Source organism: Pseudomonas sp. R3-52-08 (assembly GCF_003851745.1).
GTDB lineage: Bacteria > Pseudomonadota > Gammaproteobacteria > Pseudomonadales > Pseudomonadaceae > Aquipseudomonas.
The window spans coordinates 3,198,394-3,214,421 of sequence record NZ_CP027730.1; the positions used below are offsets into that span (position 1 = coordinate 3,198,394).

Below are 16,028 nucleotides of genomic sequence, written 5' to 3' on the forward strand. Positions count from 1 at the left end.
GTTTGAGCGGCATTTTTGTAGGCGGTGACCGACAGTTTACCGGATGCCTTGCCCGATCAACACGCCATCTACCGTCTGGCCATAGAGATTGACGCCATCATTGGCGTGAAACTTGATGCGAGTCTTCTCTATCGATCCCTCGACCAGCCTTGGATCCTGGGGCCGCTCGTGGCTGTTGATGTACGCCGCGACATCCCATGCCTGCTGATCGCTCAAGCTGCCGATCTTGCCCAGCGGCATGTTGTGCTTGATGAAGGACGCTGCCGTGTTGATCCGATGCATGCCGGCGCCCCAATTGTAGGAATCCTTACCCCATAACGGCGGCATGACATAACCCTCGCCCACCTTCTGCCCCTGCCCTTCAGCGCCATGGCACACCGCGCATTGCCGGTTGTACACCTGCGCGCCCTGGGCCAGGTCGTAGCCTTTAGCCGGTTGCGCCACCTCGGGATAGCCGCGCCCGGGTAATTCAACCCCCAAGGGCGCTTTGCTGGAGAGCCAGTAGGCATACACCGACAGCGCGGTAATTTCGGGACTGTCCGCCGCCGGCGGAGTACCGCCGTTCATGCTGAACTGGAAGCAGCCCTGCAAGCGTTCGGCAAAGGTATTGACCTTGTCATTCTTCTTGCGATAAGCCGGGTACATCGGGTACGCACCCCACAATGGCGCCGAGTTGGCCATGCGGCCTTGATCCAGATGGCAGTTGCTGCAGTTGAGCCCGTTGCCTACAAACTGTGGTGCCAGGCGCTTGGTGTCGACGAACAAATCATACCCCTGCCTGACCAGCTTGCCGTAGGCATTGTCCGGCAGTTCGCTTTCCTGAGGGGGTTGAAAGGCAGGGGCATTGGGGTGCGCAGCGGCCTGCAATTGGGATTGGTCTTCCATGGCGATCGGCGTGGCATAGGCGGGCACTGCCATCAACATCCCCATCAACATGAGCGCCTTCATGGCTTGGCCTCCAGCGGTAATGAGGCGAAGTACTGGGCCACGCCCTGCACCTCATCCGGGGTCAGGGATTTGGCGATGTGCCCCATCAGGTCATTGGGATCGTCGCGCCGTGTACCGTTCTGCCAGGCGCCCAATTGCGCGGCCAGGTACGCCGCCGGCTGGCCGGCCAACGGCGGGAATGCGTCCCCCACACCGACACCGGAAGGGCCATGACAACTGACGCACGCGGGAATCTGCCGCTCCCACGCTCCTTGCAGGACCAGTTTCTGTATCGGGTTGGCAGGCATTTCGCTGCGGGGCATCCTGGCGGTTAAAGGGGCTGGCATCGCGGCCACAGCCTCGCTTAGCGCGGCGATTTCGGCGTCGGTGAGCGCCTTTGCCAACGGCTGCATCACCGGATTACTTCGCGCCCCACTGGCAAAGTCCGACAATTGCCTGCGCACGTATTGTGCGGGCAACCCCGCCAACCTGGGGAAACCTGCCGCCGCAAGCCCCAGCCCATCGGCGCCATGACACGCCACACAGGGCATCGCGCCTGGCTGAGAGCCGCCCTCGGTATAAGTTGTGTTGCCGTCGAGCGCGAAGGCATTACCCAACAGCAGCCATAACGCGCTTCCCACCAGTGCTCGTTCCAGAGACTTCATCACAGCTCCATCTTTATGGTTATAAGCTTAGGCATAAAAAGCATAACCATGCAGATAGTATGGGAATTAACCCAGCGTCACAACACCCCGAAACAGCCAAAAAAAAAGCCCCACCCTGTAGGAGCGAAGGTGCTCGTGCCTACAGGGTGTGGCTTTATCGGGTCAGTGCGTGGGATTCGCCTTGGCTTAACCGGAAATGCAATCTTCCCCGGCTTTCTTCACATCGCCCGGCCGGATCGGCACATTGGACATGCTTTCATAAAGCTTGATGCTGCTACCGCTGGAGCGATCCTCGATTTCGAAGATCGCCGATGGATCGGCCGAGAACTTCTGCGGCACGATCACTTGAAAACCCTCTTTATGGCGCTCGATCTGCGGTGGACGACGTGTCGCCTCCAATTTGCGCACTACGCACGCAGCATATTCCTGCGGTTTTTTCCCGGAAATGACCACCAACGTAGGTGGGGTCTGCTTGATATCTGCAACCGAAGCACAGCCACCTATCGCCAAGGCCAGCACCAACACACTCCACTTCATACTAAAACCTCCGATAAAGACCCTACGACAGCGGGCGCAGGAGATTTCTCCCGCCGATGTAGGATTTATCTCTGAAAACTCGGTAAATAACTGTTTTAAATTGTCGAAGTCGTCGTCGACGACCCGATAATAAACGCGCTGGGGCTGATAAACTCTATCTTATCCTACGTATCGTTCTGATTTTTCAGAAAAAGCCCTTCTGGAGACACCCCATGAAATTTATCCATCAGCGTGAGCACCTCAACGAGGGAGACATTGTCGTCATCGAATGCTCGCAGACCTGTAATATTCGTCTCATGAGCGACGCGAATTTTCGCAGCTTCAAGAACGGCGGTCGCCATACCTACCACGGTGGGGCATTCGACACATTCCCGGCAAAAATCACCGCACCCAGCACTGGTTTCTGGAACATTACCCTTGATGTGGTCACGCGCCGCGCCATCAGCGTTACCCGCAAGCCCGCGTTGTCCCACAAGATTCGCATCGTTCGTCGCACCGGCACCAAGCTGAGCTGACCCCGAACACCGCAAGGAAAAAAGCTGTGACCACCACGACCAAATACGTCATCAAGTACAAGCTCAACGGCGAACGTCGCTTCGAATTTGCCCAGTTGACCAGCAATAGCGTTGAGGAAGCCAAGCAAGCCCTGGCGAAAATCCACGATGCGAGCGACGAAATTACTGACATCAACGTGAGCAAGGCGCTGTAAGCCATGCCGGGCCCTCCTGCTGACCTGTTTGCCGACGACGCCCTGCAACAGCCCGCAAGGCGCGAGAAGATTGGCGAAGAGTCTTATGTTCTGGGAGGCTACGCCCTGCCCTGGGTTGAGCGTTTACTGCCAGAGTTGCGGCGTATCCTGGCCCAATCGCCGTTTCGGCAGATGGTCACGCCCGGCGGCTTTACCATGTCGGCCGCGCTGAGCAGTTGCGGCGAGCTGGGCTGGACGACCGACAAGGCCGGCTATCGCTACAGCCCACTCGATCCGCGTAGCCAGCAGCCTTGGCCGGCGATGCCCGACGCGTTGCGCGAACTGGCGATATCGGCGGCAAACGCGGCGGGCTTCCCCGATTTCTCACCGGATGCCTGCCTGATCAACCGCTATGTGCCCGGCGCGAAAATGTCCCTGCACCAAGACAAGAACGAGCGGCGTTACGATGCACCGGTGGTCTCGGTGTCCCTCGGTCTGCCGGCGATTTTTCTGTTCGGTGGTCACCAGCGCAGTGACAAGGCGCAAAAGATTTCGCTGTTCCACGGTGATGTGGTGGTCTGGGGCGGCGTGGATCGCCTGCGCTACCACGGGGTGATGCCAGTCCGAGAAGGCGTTCACCCGATCATGGGGCCGCAACGCATCAACCTGACCTTTCGCACCGCCGGCTGATTTGACCGCAAGCTTCGCCCGTTAACCCGCTGCACAACGCACCGCCCCCGTCCAGTGAATAAAACAGACTGGCCGGGCGCCAGGGGGCCTGCTAAAACAGCGCAACGCCTTACTGAAGCTGGAGACGCACCCCATGAGCACCTGGCCAGACACGCGCATTATCGATCTGCTGGGCATCGAGCTGCCCATCATCCAGGCCCCGATGGCGGGAGCGACCACTACCGCCATGGTGATCGCCGCCTGTCAGGCCGGTGCGCTGGGGTCCATGCCTGCGGCGGCGCTGAGCATCGAGCAACTGCGCGAGGCGTTGACCGTCATTCGGCAAGCCGGCGTCCGCCCGCTCAATGTCAACTTTTTCTGCCATCAGGCGCCCGAGGCGGACGAAGCGCGCGACCGCGGCTGGAAAGCATTGCTTGCGCCCTACTACCGCGAACTGGGCGCCGATTTTGATGCGCCGACGCCAGTATCGAATCGTGCGCCCTTCAACGAAGCGGCATGTGAAGTGGTTGAAACCTTCCGCCCTGAAGTCGTCAGTTTTCACTTTGGTCTGCCGGAAAAATCCTTGCTGGCCCGGGTAAAAGCCACCGGTGCCAAGGTGTTGTCATCGGCTACAACGGTGGAGGAAGCGGTCTGGCTGGAAGAAAACGGTTGTGACGCCGTGATTGCAATGGGCATTGAAGCCGGTGGGCACCGGGGGATGTTTCTCAGCGACGACCTCAACAGCCAGATCGGCTTGATGGCGCTGCTGCCGCAAATCGTCGACGCCGTCAGCGTGCCGGTGATCGCGGCTGGTGGTATCGCCGATTCGCGCGCAATGGTCGCGGCCTTTGCCTTGGGTGCCTCGGCGGTGCAGGTCGGCACCGCGTATCTGTTCACCCCTGAAGCCAGCGTCAGCGCTGCCCATCACCATGCATTGCGACATGCCCAGGCCAGCGAAACAGCCCTCACCAATCTGTTCACCGGGCGTCCGGCGCGGGGCATTGTCAATCGGGTGATGCGTGAGTTGGGCGCGATCAACCCCGCTGCGCCGGCGTTTCCACGGGCCGGTGGCGCGTTGATGCCGCTCAAGGCCAAGGACGAAGCCGGCTTCAGCAACCTGTGGGCAGGCCAGGCCTTGCGCCTGTGTAATGAACACTCAACTTATGACCTGACCCGCCATCTGGCAGCGCAGACCTTGGCCAAACTGCAACGGCAGCGTTAGCGCTTGGAACAACGCGGCACTGTACCGGCAGCAGGCAACCGCTATATATTCTCCTACATAGCGATACCCAGCCGTACATCCTCAAGGAGTTGTTTAATGTTGATCCGCGCCTCACGCCTGGCCCCCCTGCTTGCCGCCTTTGCCTTGGGTTCGGCGCATGCCGATGAGGTGCAAGTCGCCGTGGCCGCGAACTTTACCGCGCCGATCCAGGCCATTGCCGCCGACTTCGAAAAAGACACCGGTCACACGCTGATCGCGGCCTACGGGGCGACCGGGCAGTTCTATACCCAGATCAAGAACGGCGCGCCGTTCGAAGTGTTCCTCAGTGCCGACGACACCACCCCACAAAAACTCGAGGCCGAAGGCGATACCGTCAAGGGTTCGCGCTTTACCTACGCGGTCGGCACCTTGGCCCTGTGGTCGGCCAAAGAAGGCTACGTGGATGCCAATGGCGACGTGCTCAAACAGAATGCATTCAAGCACCTGTCCATTGCCAACCCGAAAGCCGCGCCCTACGGCCTGGCAGCCACCCAGGTGCTGGCCAGGGAAGGCTTGACCGACAAGGTCAAGGACAAGCTCGTCGAAGGCCAGAACATCACCCAGGCCTATCAATTCGTCTCCACGGGTAACGCCGAGTTGGGCTTTGTGGCGTTGTCGCAGATCTATAAGGACGGCAAAGTGTCCAGCGGCTCGGCGTGGATCGTGCCGTCGTCCTTGCATGACCCGATCAAACAAGACGCCGTAATCCTCAATAAAGGCAAGGACAGTGCTGCCGCCAAGGCACTGGTTGACTACCTGAAAGGGCCGAAGGCCGCTGCGGTGATCAAGTCCTACGGTTACGCGCTGTAAATGCCGCTGACGAGCGCCGATTTTTCCGCGATCTGGTTGACGGTCAAACTGGCGTCGCTGACCACTGTGATCCTGTTGGTGATCGGTACGCCGATCGCCCTGTGGCTGTCGCGCACCCGTTCCTGGTGGCGCGGCCCGGTGGGGGCCGTGGTTGCGTTGCCATTGGTGTTGCCGCCGACGGTCATCGGTTTTTACCTGCTGTTGTCCATGGGCCCCCATGGCTACTTCGGCCAGTTCACCCAATGGCTCGGCCTGGGCACCCTGACTTTCAGCTTCGCCGGGCTGGTGGTAGGGTCGGTGATCTACTCCATGCCCTTCGTCGTGCAACCGCTGCAGAACGCCTTCTCAGCCATCGGCACGCGCCCGCTGGAAGTGGCCGCGACCTTGCGCGCCGGTCCTTGGGACACTTTTTTCACGGTGATCCTGCCGCTGGCACGCCCCGGCTTCATTACGGCGTCGATTCTCGGCTTCGCCCACACCGTCGGCGAGTTCGGCGTGGTGCTGATGATCGGCGGCAATATCCCGGACAAGACCCGGGTGGTTTCGGTGCAGATCTACGACCACGTCGAAGCCATGGAATATGCCCAGGCCCATTGGCTGGCCGGCGCGATGGTGGTGTTCGCATTCCTCGTGCTGCTGGCGCTCTACTCCAGCCGTAAAACCAACATGGGCTGGAGCTGAGCGCGATGATTGAAGTACGTCTGCACTTGAAATACTCCGGTTTCGCACTGGACGTGGAGCTGCAACTTCCCGGCCGTGGCGTGACCGCCCTGTACGGCCCATCGGGCTCCGGCAAAACCACCTGCCTGCGCTGTATCGCTGGCCTGGAGCGCGCCGAAGACGGATTTGTGCAGATCAACGATGAAGTCTGGCAAGACAGCCGTAACGGGCGGTTCGTGGCGCCGCATAAACGCGCCTTGGGTTATGTCTTCCAGGAGGCGAGCCTGTTCCCTCATCTGTCGGTGCGGGCCAACCTGGCGTTCGGCCTCAAGCGCATCCCGCGTTTGCAGCGGCGTGTGGAGATGGCCCACGCCACTGAGTTACTGGGCATCGCGCACCTGCTTGAGCGCAATCCGCAGCATCTGTCCGGCGGTGAGCGACAGCGCGTCGGCATCGCACGCGCGTTGCTCACCAGCCCCCGATTGCTGCTGATGGATGAACCCCTGGCGGCCCTCGACAGCCAGCGCAAAAATGAAATCCTGCCCTATCTCGAACGCCTGCACGACGAGCTGGATATCCCGGTGCTGTACGTAAGCCATGCCCAGGACGAAGTGGCGCGGCTGGCCGACCACCTTGTCCTGCTCGGCGACGGCAAGGTCCTGGCCAGCGGGCCCATCGGCGAAACCCTGGCGCGGCTCGATCTGCCCCTGGCACGAGGCGACGATGCCGGTGTGGTGGTCACGGGCAGCGTGATTGCCTACGACGATCACTATCAGTTGCTCACCCTGCAATTGCCCGATTGCCCGCTGCAGATACGCGTGGCCCACAGGCCGATGGCCGTGGGCAAACAGCTGCGGGTAAAAATTCAGGCGCGGGACGTCAGCCTCAGCCACCAGGCGCAGGAACACAGCAGCATCCTCAATCGCCTGCCGGTGACGGTCATCCAGGACGTCGCCGCGGATAACAGCGCCCATGTACTGGTACGCCTGGATGCCGGTGGCACGCCGTTGCTGGCGCGCATCACGCGGTTCTCGCGGGACCAACTGCAAGTGCAGCCGGGCCAGGCGCTGTGGGCGCAAATCAAGGCGGTGGCGGTGCTGGCCTAAACCATTTGGCACGACCGCAGGGCGACGCGGTCAATCAGACATACCGGCCTGATCCATTGCCAAGGAACCTGCACCATGCCCGACTCTTCGCCGCCCGTCGCTCTGCCCCGCGACCTGCATTACGTTGACGACACCCAACCCGGCATCCGCCGCAAAAAAATGCGCGGTAAGTTCCAGTATTTCGGCCCCGACGGCGAGCGCATCACCGATGCCGATGAGATCAAGCGCCTGAATGCCCTGGCGGTACCGCCCGCCTACACCGATGTGTGGATCTGCGCCGACCCGCAGGGGCACCTGCAAGCCACTGGCCGCGACGCCCGTGGCCGCAAGCAGTACCGTTACCACACGCGTTGGCGCGAAGTGCGCGACAGCGACAAGTACGCACGGCTGCAGGCATTCGGCAGCGCCCTGCCCAAGTTGCGCAAACAGCTGGAAGCCCAGATCGCCGAACCCGGCTTCACCCGCGAAAAGGTGCTGGCCACGGTGGTGATGTTGCTCGACGCCACGCTGATCCGTGTCGGTAATACTCAGTACGCTCGCGACAATAAATCCTACGGCCTGACTACCCTGCGCAACCGCCATGTGGACATCAAGGGCAGCGAGATAAAATTCCAGTTTCGCGGCAAAAGCGGCGTGGAGCATCAGATCAGCGTCAAGGACCGGCGCCTGGCCAGCGTGGTCAAGCGGTGCATGGAGTTGCCGGGGCAGAACCTGTTCCAGTATCTGGACGAGGACGGTCAACGCCATACCGTCAGCTCCCAGGACGTCAATGCTTACCTGCATAGCCTGACCGGCGAAGATTTCACCGCCAAGGACTATCGCACCTGGGCCGGCACGGCCATGGCGCTGGCGGTGTTGCGCGAGTTGGCGTGGCAACCGGAGTCCGATGCCAAACGGCACGTGGTGACCATGGTCAAGGACGTCGCCCGGCAGTTGGGGAATACGCCGGCGGTGTGTCGCAAGTGCTATATCCACCCGGCGGTGCTGGAGCATTTCAGCCTGGGTGAGTTGTCGAAACTGCCCAAGCCACGGGTGCGCAAGGGGCTGAAAGCCGAAGAAGTTGCCCTGGCCATGTTCCTTGAGCAACTGGCCGCCGACTTGCCCGGGCAAGCCAAGGTGGGTTAGCCTCTGCCTCCCTTCTGAATCGCGGGACGATCGCCGACGTGAACAACTAAGCCTTCCAAAATGTATCTGCAACAAGCCCGCCTGGCGCGCTTGTTGGCCTGTTCGACATTTTTCTGGAGGTGCTGATGACTCACGTCAACCGGCTGCCCGTACTGGTCTCCCTGCAACACCTGTCTTTCCAGTTCGCCAATGGCGAAACCTTGCTGGAAGACCTCACCTTGTCCATCGACCACACGCCGACCGGCATTGTCGGCCGCAACGGGCGCGGTAAAAGTATCCTCGCGAAACTGATCGCCGGCATCCTGCAACCCTCCTCCGGTACGCTGAACGCGCCGGCCCAGGTGGCTTACGTGCCCCAGACCGTGGTGGTGCGGCCGGGTGCGACCGTCGCCGATATCACCGGCACCGCCCAGTGCCTGGCCGCCCTTGCACGCATGGCCCAGGACGCAGGCGTGGCCGGTGATCTTGAACGGATCGATGATCGCTGGGACCTCGCCGAACGCCTGCGCGTGGCCCTGGATACGGCGGGGCTGCCCTCGCTCAGCGCGGCTTCCCGGGCCGACCGGCTCAGTGGTGGCCAATTGGCCAAGGTGGCGCTGATCGGCGCATTGTTGGCGGCGCCGCCGTTACTGATCCTCGACGAACCCAGCAACCACCTCGACAGCCTCGGGCGCGTTTGGCTGCTGCAGCAATTGTCGCAATGGCGCGGTGGCCTGGTGGTGGTCAGCCATGATCGCCAACTGCTCAACGCCATGGGCCGGATCATCGAACTGTCGCCCCTGGGTGCGCAGGTGTATGGCGGCAACTACGATGCCTATCTTCAGCAACGCGATACACAACGGCAGGCGGCTATCGCGGCGTGGGAACACGCCCGCGAACAGCGCAGCCGCGAACGCCGACGCTTGCAAAAAGACCATGACAACCTGCAGCGCAACGCGGCGCGTGCATGCCAATATGCAGCGACCGCCAACGTCGACCGGTTTACCAAGGCACGATGGAAAAGCGCGGCCACGCAAATCGTCAGCACTCTGGGCAGCGCCCATCATGATCAAAAAGACACCCTCAATGCGCAGGTGCGCCAAGCTTACGAGCGCGTGGTGGATGAGACGCCGACCTTGTTGGCCTTGCCGGGTGCGGCGGTGCCCAACGGCCGCCAGGTTCTGAGCCTGCAACAGGCACAGTTGCCCTGGCTGGATCCGCAGGCACCTTCCACCTTTCTGACGCTTGACCTGATCGGCCCCATGCGGGTGGCTGTGCGCGGGCCGAACGGTTGCGGCAAATCCACCCTGCTCAAGCTGCTTGCCGGGCAATGGCAAGCGCCCAGTGGGACGTGCACGGTGGCGCTGCCCTGCGCGTATATCGATCAGCACCTGACGCTGCTGGATGACCAGCGCACTGTCGTCGAACAGCTCAACCTGCTCGACACGCCGCTGGTCGAAGCCGAACTGCGCACGCGCCTGGCCTTGCTGCAACTGGATGCCTCGCGGGTGACCCAGCCGGCAGGCCAACTCAGCGGTGGCGAGCGGTTGAAAGCGGCGATGGCGATCGCTTTGTGGCGCGGCGTGCCGGCGCAACTGTTGCTGCTGGATGAGCCGACCAACCACCTCGACCTGGAGACGGTGATTGCGTTTGAACAGGCCTTGAAAGGTTTTACCGGGGCATTGCTGGTGGTGTCCCACGATGAAGCCTTCCTACAGGCGACCGAGCCCAGCCATTACTTGAGCTGGCATAGCACGGGCTGGCGCCTGGAGCCGGTGTGAGGTGATTGCGCGCGCACGCAAAGCGCCCTAGGGTAGTGGCCGAATAACTTCACTGGAAAGCCCTATGCTGCCTTCGCCCGCCAAGCCTTACACCAACGCCGCGCTCGCCCATCGACAGCGTTGGCGTGGGCGTGTGGGCTTAATGCTGGTGGCCGGTTTGTCGGTACTGGCAGGCATGACCGATGCCATTGGTTTCATGGCCAGCGGCGATTTTGTCTCGTTCATGAGCGGCAACACCACGCGCCTGGCGGTTGCGATCAGTGCGGGTGACCTTGGCCTTACCGGGCGGTTGCTGTTGCTGGTTGCCACCTTCATCGTCGGCAATGCCTTGGGCGTGGTTGTCAGCCGCGTAAGCAAGCGTCGCGCGCTGCCCTTGTTGCTGGGCATCGCCGCGCTGCTCTGCGGTGCGGCGCTGCTGCCATGGGCCGAGACCTTGCCCGCCCTGTTAGCGGCGATTATCGCCATGGGCATGCTCAACGCGGCCGTCGAGCAAGTGAACGGGGTGCCGGTAGGGCTCACCTATGTCACGGGGGCGCTGTCGCGTTTCGGTCGCGGGCTGGGCCGCTGGTTGTTGGGCGAGCGCCGCAATGGTTGGCGCATGCAGCTGATACCTTGGGCGGGAATGTTTATCGGCGCCGTGATCGGCGCGCTGCTGGAGCAGCAGATCGGCCTGAGCGCCCTGTGGGTCAGCGGCGCGTTGGCGGGATCATTGGGCCTGGCGACCCTGGCGATTCCGCGACGCTGGCAGTTAGGCTTCATGCCACGCTGAACAGTGGCCCCGGAAGGAGGTGCCCGCCCGACGTTTAAGCCTCGACATCCGTGTACCGGTAAAGAGCCATTACGTCGGGCGAGCGGGTGAATAATAGGCCAAATATGACCAAGGCAAAGTATTAAAGACAAGTGGCGAGTGCGGCCAAACGGCGTTTGGCGGGCATCGTGTCTTCTGCGGCGTAATACTTGACGGTAGAACCTGCGCCCGTGCTCAGCACATCCACAAAATAGTCTCCGCCGGTGGTGTACACCGTGAAACCCCCGGCCTCGGTGGCTTCCTTGAAGCCGCCGGCGTCGACGCCAAATACGCTTTCGTCCTGCCAGCCGTACTGGATGCATTGGGCGACCACCAGGGTGGCCTTGTCCGAGGCCATGGTCTTGTAAGGGCTGCCCGCGCGCGCCTCCTTCATCTTCGAACCCGCGCAACCGGCCAGTGCTGCCAGTACCAATGCGCCTATCACCGCTTTATGCATGCTCGTGCTTCCCTGGAAAAACCGTGACTCTACCATTGCGCCGCCGCCAACTGACGCGCCCATGAATTTTGTTTCACTGTGCAGGCAAAACCGGCCGCTTATAGTGGCCAGGCTCATTTTCAAGAAGTCCTCCTTCTGCCCGCCCTCCGCGGGCTTTTTTTCGCCTGCGGCTCACAACCACCAGCGCAACAGATAGAACAACACCATGCTCGACAACACCGTGATCAGCACGCTGCGCGTCCAAATCATCAGCGCCACGGCGCAGATCCCAGCCAGCAAATAGGGGTTGCTCGGGCTCAGGTTGAGCTGGTGGTCTTTGATGAAAATAATCGGCCCGCAAATCGCGGTGAGCATGCCCGGCACGGCGAACCCGAGGAACTCACGCGCCCCCCGGTTCAGTCGCACCGGCAGGCGCGGTTCGATAAACAGGTAGCGATTGAAAAACACCACCAGCCCCATCGCCACAATCATCAGGTAGATCATCGCTGGCCGACTCCCAGGCGCTTGCAGGCGAACCCGGCGCTCATTCCCAACACCCCCGAGACCACCACCGCCGATTCCCAGTGCAGGTAACTCAGCCACACCGAGCACAACAGCGAGACGGCAACGCAGACCACCGTCGGCACGTCGCGCACTACCGGCGTGATCAGGGCGATAAAGGTTGCGGCAATCGAAAACTCCAGCCCCAACTGGTCCAGGCCGGGAATGCTTTTGCCCAGGACGATGCCGGCCAAAGTGAACAGGTTCCAGATGATATAGAACGTCAGGCCGACACCCAGGGCATACCAGCGATTGAAGGTCTGGCGGTCATAGTGGTTGACCAGGGCAAAGAACTCGTCGGTCAACAGAAAGCCCAGGCTCATGCGCCAGCGGGTGTTGAGCGAGGACAGCGTCGGGCGCATGTGCATGCCATAGAGCAAGTGCTGGGAGGTCAGCAGCAAGGTGGTCAGCACGATGGAGATCAGGCTCGCGCCGCTTTTGACCATGCCGATCGCCACCAACTGAGCGGCGCCGGCGAACACGATGGCGGACAACCCTTGGGCTTGCAGCGGGGTGAACTGCGCATCGATTGCCATTGAGCCGGCGAGCAAGCCCCAGGGGGCACAGGCCAGGGATAACGGAATAACAGCGATTGCGCCACGCGTGAACGCGTCATGAGGCAGGGCAGTAGGCATGGATGAGGCTCATCGACAGACAGTCGGCAAGCATGCCAGCGCGCCCAGGCACTTGTCTTGAACGATCTTGCTCAGGCGAGCTTTACCGACACCAGCTCCACCGAGTCGCGCGCTTCGCGTAGTTCGTAGGCGTCCTGGTTCAACCGGTGAATGGTGTTGAGCAGGCGCTGGCGCAGCACCTCATCGCCGAGTTTTTCGACGGCACGCATCAGGTCGAACGCAGCGGTTTCGTTATTTTCCGCGACGGAATCCAGGGTCTTGCGCAGGTTACGAGTGGCTCGGGTCACGCGGGATCTTCCTTCATCAGCAATGGGCGGCACTTTAGGACATTCGTGTTTCAGTTTAATTTCAATCACTTGTGGCCGATTACGAGGCAGTTGATCCACGTCAAACGAAATCAGGATTTGGCTTACATCGAGGCTTATCCTCCTGTGCGAAGTCGCAAACAGGCAAACGCCATGGATAGGTCGGCCCCTACCCTGTTTAAATGCCTGGCCAACGCCACCCGAGCACAGCTGATGCGATTGATCCTGCGCAAAGGCGAACTTTACGTGGGCGAACTGATCCATGCCTTGGATGACAGCCCGCCAGGGTTGCAAAACGACGCGCGGCGTCTGGATGCAATGGGCGACAGACCACAACAGGCCAGCACTTGCTGAGCCATCGGAGCGTTTATTCATGCTTGTCGCAATTGCTATTTTCATCATCACCATCGTGCTGGTCATCTGGCAGCCCAGGGGCCTGGGCGTCGGCTGGAGCGCCTCCCTGGGCGCGATCCTGGCCCTGGCCTGCGGGGTGATCAGCCTGGCGGATATTCCGGTGGTGTGGCACATCATCTGGAATGCCACCGGCACCTTTGTCGCGCTGATCATCATCAGCCTGTTGCTGGATGAAGCCGGGTTCTTTGCCTGGACCGCGCTGCATGTGGCGCGCTGGGGGCGTGGCCGGGGCCGGCGATTGTTTGCCTATATGGTGCTGCTGGGCGCACTGGTGTCGGCGTTGTTCGCCAATGACGGCGCGGCGTTGATCCTCACCCCGATTGTGATGTCGATGCTGTTGGCCCTGCGCTTTTCGCCGGCGGCGACGCTGGCATTCGTCATGGGCGCGGGCTTTATCGCCGACACGGCAAGCCTGCCGCTGGTGGTGTCGAACCTGGTGAATATCGTCTCGGCGGACTATTTCAAGATCGGCTTCAATGAATACGCCGCCGTGATGGTGCCGGTGAACCTGGTCAGCGTCGCCGCGACCCTGGCGGTGCTGCTATGGTTTTTCCGTCGCGATATTCCGCAGTCATACGACCCCGCCGACCTGGAACAACCCGCCAGTGCCATACACGACCGTGCGACCTTTCGCGCCGGCTGGTGGGTGCTGGGTATTTTGCTGGTGGGCTGCTTCGCACTGGAACCGCTGGGCATTCCCATCAGTGCAATTTCCGCAGTATGCGCCGTGCTGTTGCTGGTGATTGCCGCCAAGGGCCACACGATCTCCACACGCAAAGTGCTGAAAGACGCGCCGTGGCAGATCGTGATCTTTTCCCTGGGGATGTACCTGGTGGTCTATGGCTTGCGTAACGCCGGCCTGACCGACTACCTGGCCACCTGGCTCGACACCTTCGCCAGCTACGGTGTGTGGGGCGCGGCCATGGGCACCGGCGTGCTCACCGCGCTGTTGTCCTCGGCGATGAACAACCTGCCAACGGTGTTGATCGGCGCGCTTTCCATCGAGTCCAGCCATGCCGTGGGCGTGGTCAAGGACGCGATGATCTATGCCAACGTGATCGGCAGCGACCTGGGCCCGAAAATCACCCCTATAGGCAGCCTGGCGACCTTGCTGTGGCTACATATTCTGGCGCGCAAAGGCATCACCATCACCTGGGGTTACTACTTCAAGGTCGGGATTGTGCTGACCGTGCCGGTGCTGTTGATCACCCTTGCCGCCCTGGCCTTGCGCCTGAGCGTGTAAAGGACACGGTGTTCATTCATCTCGACACTGACATATGCTCTCGCATTTTCTCGAAAGGACGCGGGCATGCTGACGATCTTTTTCTATGCGCTGGTTTTCGGTTTTGTGTTTTGCCTGTCTCCCGGCGCGGTGCTCGCTGAAACCCTGCGCCGAGGCTTGCTGTACGGTTTCACACCGGCCCTGTTGGTGCAGATTGGCTCGTTGGTGGGCGATGCGGTCTGGGCGGTGATCGGGCTGACTGGCATCGCGCTGCTGATCCAGCATGACGCGGTGCGCGTGCCGCTGACGGTGGTCTGCGCGCTCTACCTGGCCTGGCTGGGCATCCGCAGCCTGGTGGATGCGTGGCAGCTACCGCAAGTCGAAAGTGCACCCACCAGCTCCGGGAAAAACGCCCTGGCGGTGGGCGCGGCGATCTCACTGGCCAATCCGAAGAACATCGTCTACTGGGGCGCCCTGGGCAGCGCGTTGTCGGGCATCGTCGGCACCACCCCGAGCCATGGGCAAACGCTGATGTTTTTTGCCGGCTTCATGCTGGCGTCGGTGCTGTCATGCTTTCTGACTGCCGCGCTGGTCAACGTGCTGCGCAAGAATGCTTCGCCAACTTGGCAACGCATCAGCTATGGCGCCTGTGGCCTGGTATTGATTTATCTGGCCATTCTCGCGGCGCAGGGTATTTAACAGGCCGGGGCTCGACGGTGAGGTTTCAGGCCTTGGTCTGGTGCTCCAGCTGCACTTGCAACTGCGCATCGATTTGCAACTGGGCGGCTAAATCGTCCAGGTAATTGCGCTCCGCGTCCTGCTGGTCATCCACCAACATGACGCTGGCCAGATACACCTCGGCCGCCAACGCCGGGTCGCTGGCGAACTCGGCGAAATCTGCCGCATCCAGAGGCTTGGCGACTTCAGCGTCGAGCCACTCCTGCAATTGCGGGTCGTCGGTATGCTTGCCCAGCTCATCGGAGATCAACTGCTGCTCGTTCGCATCGATCCGGCCATCGACCTTGGCGGCAGCGATCAGTGCGCGCAATACGGCGTGGCTGTGCGCTTCGATTTGCGCGCCCGACAGCTGATCGGCCGTCTGAAAGGCCTGCTGCGGCTGGCTCGCCTGTTGGCTCTGCCAGGCCTGATACGCCTTGTAGGCCATCATCCCCAGAGAAGCCAACGCGGCATAGTTCATACCACCGGCGCGCCCTTGCGTCGAGCGCGTTGCCGCGCCACCGCCCAGCATGCCTCCCAGCCCACCCAATATTCCGCCCAGGCCGCCGCCGGCCGAAGCATTGCCGGCGCTGGTGCCTTTGAGCAGCCCGCCAAGCAGACCGCCCAACCCGCCGCCCGAAGAAGCACCGCCCTGCCCTGCGCCGCGCAACAGTTGTTCCAGTAGATCGCTGGTATTCATGGTGTCGCCCTCCAAGGCGCATAGTGGGGTTAAATCAACCTTA

At 61.5% G+C, this 16,028-nt stretch carries 21 protein-coding genes; 13 read left to right on the forward strand and 8 right to left on the reverse strand.

The genetic code is table 11. The features are described from left to right. Positions 1–36 precede the first annotated feature (36 nt). The 3 genes from C4J91_RS14540 to C4J91_RS14550 all read right to left on the reverse strand — a co-directional run bounded on the left by C4J91_RS14540 (position 37) and on the right by C4J91_RS14550 (position 2,129). Positions 37–948, reverse strand: a complete 912-nt coding sequence (locus C4J91_RS14540; RefSeq protein WP_124362972.1) for a c-type cytochrome — start codon at positions 946–948, stop codon at positions 37–39. Continuing rightward, positions 945–1,592 carry a c-type cytochrome gene (locus C4J91_RS14545; RefSeq protein ID WP_124362973.1) on the reverse strand — a complete coding sequence of 216 codons (648 nt, stop codon included), beginning with the start codon at positions 1,590–1,592 and terminating at the stop codon, positions 945–947. The genes C4J91_RS14540 and C4J91_RS14545 overlap by 4 nt, the downstream gene beginning before the upstream one ends. 186 nt (positions 1,593–1,778) lie before the next feature. Then, on the reverse strand, positions 1,779–2,129 hold the full coding sequence (locus C4J91_RS14550; RefSeq protein WP_124362974.1) for a hypothetical protein: 351 nt from the start codon (positions 2,127–2,129) through the stop codon (positions 1,779–1,781). Positions 2,130–2,341: 212 nt separating this feature from the next. Here C4J91_RS14550 and C4J91_RS14555 point away from each other — a divergent pair, with 212 nt between their 5' ends. The 10 genes from C4J91_RS14555 (at position 2,342) to C4J91_RS14595 (ending at position 10,977) form a co-directional block, all read left to right on the forward strand. After that, positions 2,342–2,644 (forward strand): DUF1883 domain-containing protein, encoded by a 303-nt coding sequence (locus C4J91_RS14555; RefSeq protein ID WP_124362975.1) that lies wholly within the window; start codon positions 2,342–2,344, stop codon positions 2,642–2,644. A 26-nt stretch (positions 2,645–2,670) separates the two neighbouring features. Beyond that, positions 2,671–2,838: a hypothetical protein gene (locus C4J91_RS27575; RefSeq protein WP_164484542.1), complete on the forward strand. Its 168-nt coding sequence runs from the start codon at positions 2,671–2,673 to the stop codon at positions 2,836–2,838. Between the two features lie 3 nt (positions 2,839–2,841). Then, positions 2,842–3,507: a DNA oxidative demethylase AlkB gene (gene alkB / locus C4J91_RS14560; RefSeq protein WP_124362976.1), complete on the forward strand. Its 666-nt coding sequence runs from the start codon at positions 2,842–2,844 to the stop codon at positions 3,505–3,507. Positions 3,508–3,640: 133 nt separating this feature from the next. After that, positions 3,641–4,708: a nitronate monooxygenase family protein gene (locus tag C4J91_RS14565; protein ID WP_124362977.1), complete on the forward strand. Its 1,068-nt coding sequence runs from the start codon at positions 3,641–3,643 to the stop codon at positions 4,706–4,708. A gap of 96 nt (positions 4,709–4,804) precedes the next feature. Continuing rightward, positions 4,805–5,557: a molybdate ABC transporter substrate-binding protein gene (modA, locus tag C4J91_RS14570; protein WP_124362978.1), complete on the forward strand. Its 753-nt coding sequence runs from the start codon at positions 4,805–4,807 to the stop codon at positions 5,555–5,557. Next, complete coding sequence (modB, locus tag C4J91_RS14575; RefSeq protein ID WP_124362979.1) at positions 5,558–6,238, forward strand: molybdate ABC transporter permease subunit; 681 nt, start codon at positions 5,558–5,560, stop codon at positions 6,236–6,238. A gap of 5 nt (positions 6,239–6,243) precedes the next feature. Next, complete coding sequence (gene modC / locus C4J91_RS14580; protein WP_124362980.1) at positions 6,244–7,323, forward strand: molybdenum ABC transporter ATP-binding protein; 1,080 nt, start codon at positions 6,244–6,246, stop codon at positions 7,321–7,323. 75 nt (positions 7,324–7,398) lie between these two features. Further along, entirely contained in the window at positions 7,399–8,448 is a 1,050-nt protein-coding gene (locus tag C4J91_RS14585) for a DNA topoisomerase IB (protein ID WP_124362981.1), read from the forward strand. Between the two features lie 125 nt (positions 8,449–8,573). Next, a complete protein-coding gene (locus C4J91_RS14590) occupies positions 8,574–10,208 on the forward strand; it encodes an ATP-binding cassette domain-containing protein (RefSeq protein WP_124362982.1) in 1,635 nt (544 codons plus the stop codon). A gap of 64 nt (positions 10,209–10,272) precedes the next feature. After that, a complete protein-coding gene (locus tag C4J91_RS14595) occupies positions 10,273–10,977 on the forward strand; it encodes a YoaK family protein (protein WP_124362983.1) in 705 nt (234 codons plus the stop codon). Positions 10,978–11,098: 121 nt separating this feature from the next. Here the strand turns inward: C4J91_RS14595 and C4J91_RS14600 are convergent, their stop codons facing one another. The 4 genes from C4J91_RS14600 to C4J91_RS14615 all read right to left on the reverse strand — a co-directional run bounded on the left by C4J91_RS14600 (position 11,099) and on the right by C4J91_RS14615 (position 12,914). Further along, positions 11,099–11,452, reverse strand: a complete 354-nt coding sequence (locus C4J91_RS14600; RefSeq protein WP_124362984.1) for a hypothetical protein — start codon at positions 11,450–11,452, stop codon at positions 11,099–11,101. 171 nt (positions 11,453–11,623) lie between these two features. Further along, the gene (locus tag C4J91_RS14605) at positions 11,624–11,935 is read right to left on the reverse strand and encodes an AzlD domain-containing protein (protein WP_124362985.1); all 312 of its coding nucleotides are present in this window, start codon (positions 11,933–11,935) and stop codon (positions 11,624–11,626) included. After that, positions 11,932–12,627 (reverse strand): AzlC family ABC transporter permease, encoded by a 696-nt coding sequence (locus C4J91_RS14610; protein ID WP_124362986.1) that lies wholly within the window; start codon positions 12,625–12,627, stop codon positions 11,932–11,934. The genes C4J91_RS14605 and C4J91_RS14610 overlap by 4 nt, the downstream gene beginning before the upstream one ends. Before the next feature lie 71 nt (positions 12,628–12,698). Further along, positions 12,699–12,914: a hypothetical protein gene (locus tag C4J91_RS14615; protein WP_046068240.1), complete on the reverse strand. Its 216-nt coding sequence runs from the start codon at positions 12,912–12,914 to the stop codon at positions 12,699–12,701. A gap of 171 nt (positions 12,915–13,085) precedes the next feature. On the opposite strand from C4J91_RS14615, the gene C4J91_RS14620 reads away from it, so the two are divergent. The 3 genes from C4J91_RS14620 (at position 13,086) to C4J91_RS14630 (ending at position 15,267) form a co-directional block, all read left to right on the forward strand. Further along, positions 13,086–13,286: a helix-turn-helix transcriptional regulator gene (locus C4J91_RS14620; RefSeq protein WP_124362987.1), complete on the forward strand. Its 201-nt coding sequence runs from the start codon at positions 13,086–13,088 to the stop codon at positions 13,284–13,286. 19 nt (positions 13,287–13,305) lie between these two features. Next, positions 13,306–14,589 (forward strand): arsenic transporter, encoded by a 1,284-nt coding sequence (locus C4J91_RS14625; protein WP_124362988.1) that lies wholly within the window; start codon positions 13,306–13,308, stop codon positions 14,587–14,589. A 66-nt stretch (positions 14,590–14,655) separates the two neighbouring features. Next, the gene (locus tag C4J91_RS14630) at positions 14,656–15,267 is read left to right on the forward strand and encodes a LysE family transporter (RefSeq protein WP_124362989.1); all 612 of its coding nucleotides are present in this window, start codon (positions 14,656–14,658) and stop codon (positions 15,265–15,267) included. A gap of 25 nt (positions 15,268–15,292) precedes the next feature. Here C4J91_RS14630 and C4J91_RS14635 read toward each other — a convergent pair whose 3' ends face one another. Continuing rightward, the gene (locus tag C4J91_RS14635) at positions 15,293–15,985 is read right to left on the reverse strand and encodes a tellurite resistance TerB family protein (protein WP_124362990.1); all 693 of its coding nucleotides are present in this window, start codon (positions 15,983–15,985) and stop codon (positions 15,293–15,295) included. Positions 15,986–16,028 lie beyond the last annotated feature (43 nt).